This is a genomic window from Skermanella sp. (genome assembly GCF_059503625.1).
This window is the reverse complement of the sequence record NZ_JCACHA010000471.1, coordinates 1-2,254: the sequence shown is the minus strand read 5'-3', so window position 1 is coordinate 2,254 and position 2,254 is coordinate 1. Positions and strand designations below refer to the sequence as shown.

At 48.8% G+C, this 2,254-nt stretch carries 1 protein-coding gene; it reads right to left on the bottom strand.

What is annotated here, in order from left to right; genetic code table 11:
• Window positions 1-307: 307 nt before the first annotated feature.
• Window positions 308-520 carry a helix-turn-helix domain-containing protein gene (locus tag AC5JJ6_RS10235; RefSeq protein WP_496041940.1) on the bottom strand — a complete coding sequence of 71 codons (213 nt, stop codon included), beginning with the start codon at window positions 518-520 and terminating at the stop codon, window positions 308-310.
• Window positions 521-2,254 lie beyond the last annotated feature (1,734 nt).

The window sequence follows — 2,254 nt, the reverse complement described above, 5'->3', positions numbered from 1 at the left end:
GCTCGAACACACTGCTGAAGCGATGAATACAGTAGGACAGCCACTTTTTTTTAGCCTCAGGGAGACTTGAGTGCGAAACCACGTTTAGCAAGTCGATCAGAGTTATGGAGGGTCGTGCCATGGGTTTGCTCCTGTAGTGTACTGGTCACCGCATACCGCATTTATGAGGATGCCAGCGTAGGTGAGATGTATGCCATTGATATTCGAGGTAATTATGCGGAATCGTGTGAAAACACCTCGATGTAGTTTTCGGAGAACTACAGCAAAAATTCTTCACATTGATGGTGGAACAGTGGTGTTTATGGTATCACTTGGTAGCGTTGCAGGAAACCTTGTGGTTTCCAGATTTTTGTGTTGGCGTGACCGACCTAAGGCGGCAAAAAATTTCGACCTCCTTCGAAGTAACAAGCAACCTGCGGCCAATACGAACTGCGGACAAATCTCCTCGTGCGATATAGAGACGCACGGTTCGATCATGCACTCGTAACACACTAGCAACTTCCTTGACTGTAAGGTTCATGGTGAAAATCCACTTATTTAGGTCATTCGATGGTATTCTCACGGTAAACGAAGGATTAGGGCGGCGAAAAGAGCATAAATTGCACAAAGGCAATTTTTCTGTTTTAAGAAAATAAGCCGCCAAAAAGAATTTTTTCATTAGCGTATGCGGTGGGCAGACACGAAGGTTTCTTGATGGATAACGGTCGCATTGACTGAAATAAAACTATTAGTTGCAGATATGTCGATCAAGGAAAGGGCATACTTGGGGGCTGTTTGCATGCTTGTTCATTGTCCAAAATCCAGCATTAATCACATTCGGTCGCGGCTTTTTCATCCATATGAAAGATGTGAGGCGTACATCCTCTGATTGTTCAACATAATTAATTAAGCTGTTGAATCAAGTTAATATACTTACAATGCAAATACATTTGTGTTGCATTCTTTCGAGATGACGCCAGGATAAATAGGAATGGGGTAGAGAAATGTCGCGAAGAGCTAGGACTGAATGCCAAATTCACCCGATTTGGCACAATAGGTGTGCAAAAAACGTCATTTTGGTCACCCGATTTGGCACAATAGCTTCACCCGATTTGGCACAATAGCACCCTGTAACGCCTTGATTATAAACACGTTTTCGGCCCTAGAACAAGACCTAGAACAAGAACTGTTGAACAAAAGAACACAAACGGGTGGTGCGTTGTGTTTTTTTTAAAAATTTGTTTTATTTTTTTGGAAGACGGCATTCGGCAACGTGGCCAGCAGAGGACGCTTACTGCTTCCCTAACCCGATATGCCCTAGGAGCTCGTAGGAGGCTCACTGGTGAGGCAAAGAGGGTTGGAGCAGGAAACCCTGCTCGGTGACCTCTTCCGCTTACCAGTGCGCCTCCTACGCGGTTTTGGCAGGGAGCCTTACTGAACGGCAGGCGTCGAGGTAAACTACACCCAATCCGCGCCAGAGTATCGTTCCTGCTCAATGTGCTCGAGTGGGCTGAGCACTGCCTTGCCGAAGCCTGCCTGCCCGTATTGCGGAACGGCTGTACCCGAGGCTGCCCAGCAGTTGCTGTTAACGTTGCGACCAAATCGATCTGCCCGAAGTCCACTCGGTGGTGACGCGGGTCGATCTGTTTGGCGGCAGTTGCAGCCTCCGCGCGTCGCTGTTATGCCGTTCCGCTTGCCACCATGCCGCTGGGTACCCTGTTCGGCCCCGGCATCCAGATTCCTCTGGTTCATCTTCACCATAGCCATCACGTTGGTTCCGAGCAGTTGTCGCGAATGCTCAATAAACCGTTCGGGCTGAGCATCTCCCTCTCAGTCCGACTGTCGACGCCGCTGACCAGCAACTGTGGTGGTGTAGCCCCATAACCACGATCCTGCCGATTGAGAACTTGCTGAATGTTGAGATTGAGGCGCCAATCAAGAGCGCATAAGAATGTAATCCTGATAGCTGGGTTCGCGCCAGTTTTTCTATATAGAGCGGATTTTAAGATTCGTTAGCCGCGCGTTTTGCAACCAAGAAGATGCACGCTGCTTGGAGCAATGATTGGATGATGAACCCGAAGCGGTCGTAGCGCAGGGCCGAGGAGGAGTGTTTGGATCCCTGTGCCCAAACTCTCGCAGAACCGGAGAGAGTGCATCAGAAAGGTTATAGCCCGGCACTGTGGATAGGAACTCACCCTGATCAGCGTCAATCATCCTTAACAGTCCGTTGAAATACCTACCTTAAGATGAGGAGGTCAGACGGTCGGACGCCACA